The sequence below is a fragment of the Pseudomonas sp. PICF6 genome, from assembly GCF_009831705.1.
Taxonomy (GTDB): Bacteria; Pseudomonadota; Gammaproteobacteria; order Pseudomonadales; family Pseudomonadaceae; genus Aquipseudomonas; species Aquipseudomonas rhizophila.
This window is the reverse complement of record NZ_WUUD01000026.1, coordinates 56,938-62,262: the sequence shown is the minus strand read 5'-3', so window position 1 is coordinate 62,262 and position 5,325 is coordinate 56,938. Positions and strand designations below refer to the sequence as shown.

At 61.9% G+C, this 5,325-nt stretch carries 6 protein-coding genes; 4 read left to right on the top strand and 2 right to left on the bottom strand.

The annotated features are described in order from the left end of the window. Nucleotides 1-672: thiamine pyrophosphate-dependent enzyme (locus GSM73_RS27425; RefSeq protein WP_256676938.1), on the top strand; the 672-nt coding region annotated here is incomplete at its 5' end. Continuing rightward, on the top strand, nt 669-2,117 hold the full coding sequence (locus tag GSM73_RS16855) for an aldehyde dehydrogenase family protein (protein WP_076383657.1): 1,449 nt from the start codon (nt 669-671) through the stop codon (nt 2,115-2,117). The genes GSM73_RS27425 and GSM73_RS16855, both read left to right, overlap by 4 nt. Nucleotides 2,118-2,270: 153 nt before the next feature. Here GSM73_RS16855 and GSM73_RS16850 read toward each other — a convergent pair whose 3' ends face one another. Next, nucleotides 2,271-3,200, bottom strand: coding sequence for an AraC family transcriptional regulator (locus tag GSM73_RS16850; protein WP_047230390.1), 930 nt, complete (start codon nt 3,198-3,200; stop codon nt 2,271-2,273). Nucleotides 3,201-3,526: 326 nt separating this feature from the next. Between GSM73_RS16850 and GSM73_RS16845 the strand changes: the two genes are divergently transcribed. Both GSM73_RS16845 and GSM73_RS16840 read left to right on the top strand, forming a co-directional pair. Beyond that, complete coding sequence (locus tag GSM73_RS16845) at nt 3,527-3,880, top strand: putative quinol monooxygenase (protein WP_047230389.1); 354 nt, start codon at nt 3,527-3,529, stop codon at nt 3,878-3,880. Nucleotides 3,881-3,921: 41 nt separating this feature from the next. Further along, entirely contained in the window at nt 3,922-4,164 is a 243-nt protein-coding gene (locus tag GSM73_RS16840) for a hypothetical protein (protein WP_160893300.1), read from the top strand. Nucleotides 4,165-4,281: 117 nt separating this feature from the next. Here the strand turns inward: GSM73_RS16840 and GSM73_RS16835 are convergent, their stop codons facing one another. Beyond that, nucleotides 4,282-4,902 carry a flavin reductase family protein gene (locus GSM73_RS16835; protein ID WP_160893298.1) on the bottom strand — a complete coding sequence of 207 codons (621 nt, stop codon included), beginning with the start codon at nt 4,900-4,902 and terminating at the stop codon, nt 4,282-4,284. Between the last annotated feature and the right edge of the window lie 423 nt (nt 4,903-5,325).

The window sequence follows — 5,325 nt, the reverse complement described above, 5'->3', positions numbered from 1 at the left end:
GCCTTGCTCGATGGGTTGAAGCAACAATCCCTGACCCAGCGCAACAGCGATTGGGGCCAGGTGCGTGCCGCGCGGTTACGGGCGGATCTGGACCGGGACTGGGACGTCGCGACCCGCGCGCAGACCTTGTTCATCGACACGGCTTTGCAGGCCTTGCCCGACGCGGTATTCGTCGGTGACTCCACACAACCGGTGTACACCGGCAACCTGACCTTCAACCCGGAACATCCACGTCGCTGGTTCAATGCTTCCACCGGCTACGGCACCCTCGGCTATGCCTTGCCGGCGGCCATCGGCGCCTGGCTCGGCGGCATCGATTCGGGTAAGGGGCGCCCGCCCGTGGTGTGCCTGATCGGTGATGGCGGCTTGCAGTTCACCCTGCCGGAGCTGGCCAGCGCCGTGGAAGCAGGCGTGCCAGTGATCGTGCTGCTGTGGAATAACCAGGGTTACGAAGAGATCAAGAAATACATGGTCAACCGCGCCATTGAACCGGTGGGCGTGGACATCTACACCCCGGATTTCATTGGCGTGGCCAAGGCCCTGGGCTGCTTTGCACAGGCGGTCGACGGCGTGGCGCCATTGCGCGCCGCATTGCTGGAGGCCCACGACCGCCAGGGTCCGACCCTGATCGAAATCGATCAGGCGCGCTGGATGGTGGGGGTGGCCCAATGAATTTCCCCACCACCCAGGACGGCCTGTACATCAACGGCCAATGGTCATCGGGCGATCAGCATTTGCGGGTGATCAACCCGGTCACCGAAGCGCTGCTGACCACGGTCAATGGCGGCGATGAGCGCGCCGTCGATCAGGCCTTGAACGCGGCGACCCAGGCTTTGGCGCAATGGTCGAACACCACCGGCGCCGAGCGCGGGGCGCTTCTGCGCCGTATCGCCGCCGGCGTGCGGGCTGCTCGTGAGCGCTTGATGCATCTGCAATCGAGCAATAACGGCAAACCCCTGTTCGAAGCGGCCATCGATGTCGACGACGTGGTCGCCACCTTCGAGTATTACGCCGAACTGGCCGAAGGGCTGGACGCCCGGCAGGACAGCCCACTGGCATTGCCCAGCGATGACTTCAGGGCACGCCTGCGCCGCGAACCCTGCGGTGTGGTGGGCTTGATCGTGCCGTGGAATTTCCCGATGGTCACCACCGCCTGGAAGCTCGCCCCGGCCTTGGCTGCCGGCTGTTGTGTGGTGCTCAAACCTTCGGAGGTGACACCGCTGCCGGAGTTGGAACTGGCGTCGATCATCGCCGAGTGCGGCTTACCCCACGGCGTGTTCAACCTGATCTGCGGCACGGGGCTGGCCGTGGGCGCGCCGCTGGCGACAGATCCGCGCGTGGCGAAGATTTCCTTTACCGGCAGCAATGCGGTGGGGGTGCAGGTGATGCAACGGGCGGCGGAAACGGTGAAGGGCGTCAGCCTGGAGCTGGGTGGCAAGTCGTCGCTGCTGGTGCTGGCCGACGCTGATCTGGAGCTGGCGGTGGAGCTGGCCTGTGGTGGCGGTTTCTTCAACGCCGGACAAATGTGCTCGGCCACCAGTCGCGTGCTGGTCGCCGATGAGCTGGCCGACGAGTTCCTGCAACGGCTCAAGACTCGCGCCGAAGCGATTCGCGTGGCTGATCCGTTTGACCCTGACGTGGAGATGGGCGCGCTGGTCAACCAGGCGCAATACCAGCGGGTGCTTGGGCATATCGACCGGGGCTTGAGCGCCGGGGCGACGCTGGTGTGCGGCGGACAACGCCCCGCGCATTTGCCGCGCGGCTATTTTCTACAGCCGACAGTCTTCACCGACGTGCCTGTGGACAGCGAGCTGTGGTGCGAAGAAATCTTCGGGCCGGTGCTGTGTGTGCGCCGTTTCACCTCCCTGGAGCAAGCGATTGCCCTGGCCAATGACAGCCGTTTCGGCCTGGTGGCCAGTGTCGTCAGTCGCGATACCGAAGTTGCCGAACAGGTGGCCAATGCACTGCAGGCGGGACTGGTGTGGATCAACGCCCCCCAAGTGATCTTTCCCCAGGCGGCGTGGGGCGGTTACAAGCAGAGCAGCATGGGCCGCGAGTTGGGGCCTTGGGGGCTGGCGGCGTTTCAGGAGATCAAACATGTGGTGCGGGCGGTTTGAATGCTAGAAGTGGGCTGTCTTTACTGGCCCCATCGCGAGCAGGCTCGCTCCCACAGTTGATCTGGGTGAACGGAGAATTTGTGTTCAACACAGAGCCCTTGTGGGAGCGAGCCTGCTCGCGATGAGGCCGGCACAGCCAACCCAAAAATCAGCTCAGACGGTCATCCGCAACCGCGCCAGATCCCGCAGCGGCGGCGCGCCGAACAGGCGGCTGTACTCGCGGCTGAACTGCGAAGGGCTTTCATACCCCACCCGATACCCCGCCGCCGAAGCTTCCAGCCCTTCGGCCAGCATCAGTCGCCGGGCTTCCTGAAGGCGCAGTTGTTTCTGGTATTGCAGCGGGCTCATGGCCGTCATGGCCTTGAAGCGGTGATGCAGGGTCGAGACGCTGAGGTTCACTTCCCGGGCCAGGTCATCGATGCGCAACGGTTGCTCGAAATGGCCATTGAGCCATTTGATCGCCTGGCTGATGCGATGGCTCTGACTGTTGGTAATGGCGATTTCGTACAGCCGATAGCCCTGAGGGCTGCGCAGCAGGCGGTACAGAATCTCCCGGCGCACCAGGGGCGCGAGCATGGCGATGTCTTTCGGGCTGTCGAGCAAGCGCGTCAGGCGCAACACGGCGTCGAGCATCGGCGTGTCCAAGCGTTCTACATACAGGCCGCGACCGGTGGGGCGCGTCGGTACGCCGAGGGGGCCTGCGTCGGCAATCAGCGCGGTGATTTCCGCCGGATCGATGTCCAGGCGCAGGGCCAGGATCGGCTGATCGGGCGAGACGCTGGCGATGCAACCACTCAGGGGCATCGAGACCGAGACCACCAGGTAATGGAGCGGATCGTAGTTGAACAACTCATCCGCCAGGCGCACCTGCTTGCTGCCCTGGGCCATGATGCACAGCGCCGGTCGCGCCAGCACCGGTGCGAATTGATGGGCTTGACTGTGGCGCGACAGATTCAGCGAGTCGATGGCCGTGGCGTAGTTGCCGTCTTCACTGGTATTGCGGGCGATGATCGACGCCAGTTCGGCGCGCTGTTGTTCCAGATACGTGTCCAGCGGGACGTGGGCGTGGTCAAGCGGCGACATGCCGGAATCCTCGGGAAAGGGGGAGCGATGAGCAGAGCTTATGTTTGTGCAAGTTGCAGTGGTAGCCACATCCTGTCGAAAGCTTGCCTGATCCTGCACGGTGCATCGATTCACCATGGCTTAATGTGACAAAAACTTGCTTGAAACCTTTTGTTTCAACTTTCCCGGATCCTCGCCGATGGAGGACCGATTGGGTCCCGCTCCCGCGCAGGATTGTGCAATGGGTCGGCAGGAATCGACTAACCAGGCTGGCGTGGTGGCGCTTAACCTTTGATCCTGTCGCAGCCTGTCCCGGGCTGCACAACGGATTACCTGGGAGGTTGAACATGTCTACACAGATCCCCGTCAGTCACATGGCCTTTGTGCGGGCCCGTTCCGGTTGCTCCAAGCCATTGGGTGCACGCCTGAGTACGCTGATCACGCCTTCGCGCCAGGCTCCCGGATGCCTGCATTTTGCCTTGCAGCAATCGCAATGCGACGCCGATCTGTGGCTGGTGTCCGGGCTCTGGGTCAATCAACAGGCGATGGATGCTTATTTCAACTCACCGGCCATGGCGATCTTCGCCGAGCTGGTACAGGACCTGGTGGTGAGCAGCCTGGATTTCCACACCTTCCGGGAAGTGTCCGCCGCCCAGGCGACCGAAGGGTGCCTGGCGAAGGTACACAAACTGGCGGGTTGAAGGTTTAATGAGCGTCATTTTCCATCGCCAGGATGCGCAATATGGCACGTAAAGCCTTTGAAACCTTCGAAGCTGTTTCCGCGGTCGTCCCCAAAGAGGGCGGCTACTACGCGGCGATTGCCACCAAAGCCATTGGTGGTTCCGGTGCGCCGCGTTTTAACAAGGTGCTTGAAGATCAGACGTTCAAGACGGCCACTGATGCCGACTCGGCGGCGGCCATTGAGTTGACCCATCTCAAGGGTGTGGGCGATGAGGGCGAGCTGATCTGGAACCCGCGAGATTAACGTTATGGGAGCAAGGCTTACCCGCGATGCAGTCACCTCGGTTCAAAAGACAGGCTGCGTTGTCTTCATCGCGGGCAAGCCTTGCTCCCACAGATAAAACGCTTTGTCTGTGCACTGCTATTGAGGACGGTGCATCTTGAACAGCGCCTCGGGACCCAGCTGGAAATAATCCGCCGGCCCGCCGCCGCGCAAAATCGGCTCGGCGGCGGCGGTGTCGTATACCCCATCCTTCAACAACCATTTGGCGATATGCACGGCGACCACCTCGCCGAGAATCAGCCAACTGGGCACCAATGCCTTGTCCGCGCGCTGCAACTGGATGATCTGGGTGACCTTGCATTCGAAGGACACCGGGCTTTGCGCCACGCGTGGCACCTGGATCACCCGTGATGGCGCTGGCGTCAAACCGGCCAGTTCGAATTCATTGACCTTTGGCGCGACCATGGCGCAGCTCTGGTTCATCTGCTCGGCCAACGGGCGTGTCGCCAGGTTCCAGGCGAATTCGTCGGTCTGTTCGATGTTGTTCAGGCTGTCTTTGCGCCCGACGCTGCAGAAGCCGATGATCGGCGGAATGTAGTTGAAGGCATTGAAAAAACTGTAGGGCGCCAGGTTCAGGTGCCCTTCGGCGTCCTGGGAGGAAATCCAGCCGATGGGGCGTGGGCCGACGATGGCATTGAACGGGTCGTGGGGCAGGCCGTGGCCGTGGGCGGGTTCGTAGTAGTGGATGTCGTCGGGCATGAGGCGAGGGTCCTGGGGATGGATTTTGAGGATGTTGTGGATAGTGCAGGGGGCGACTGTTTTTGTCAGCACCTGGCAAGCCTGCTCACTCATTTGCTCTTCAGGGTTCACGGAACTTTCGTCTGCCACACAATTCTGTGGGAGCGAGCTTGCTCGCGATGACGGTGTGGCAGGCGAAGTAGGGGTTGAATGTGCTGACCTCTTCGCGAGCAGGCTCGCTCCCACAATTTGTTCTTCAGTGAGACCACTTTTGTGTTGGGCTTGAGGCTGACCGTTTTCCTGTACCCCAAAAACAACTAAGCCCGGCCGAAGCCGGGCTGTGAGAGAGCCTCGTTGGGATTAGCTGAGAGAGGCGGTGTTGGTGCGGTCAAAGCCGTCTTCAGCGATAGCGTTCGAGCCAGTGCGGTCAAAGCCGTCTTCAGC

Excerpts from the sequence above, each read along its gene's own strand:
- GSM73_RS16855 (WP_076383657.1), top strand. The coding sequence starts at position 669 with ATGAATTTCCCCACCACCCAGGACGGCCTGTACATCAACGGCCAATGG.
- GSM73_RS16850 (WP_047230390.1), bottom strand. The coding sequence starts at position 3,200 with ATGTCGCCGCTTGACCACGCCCACGTCCCGCTGGACACGTATCTGGAA.
- GSM73_RS16845 (WP_047230389.1), top strand. The coding sequence starts at position 3,527 with ATGTCTACACAGATCCCCGTCAGTCACATGGCCTTTGTGCGGGCCCGT.
- GSM73_RS16840 (WP_160893300.1), top strand. The coding sequence starts at position 3,922 with ATGGCACGTAAAGCCTTTGAAACCTTCGAAGCTGTTTCCGCGGTCGTC.
- GSM73_RS16835 (WP_160893298.1), bottom strand. The coding sequence starts at position 4,902 with ATGCCCGACGACATCCACTACTACGAACCCGCCCACGGCCACGGCCTG.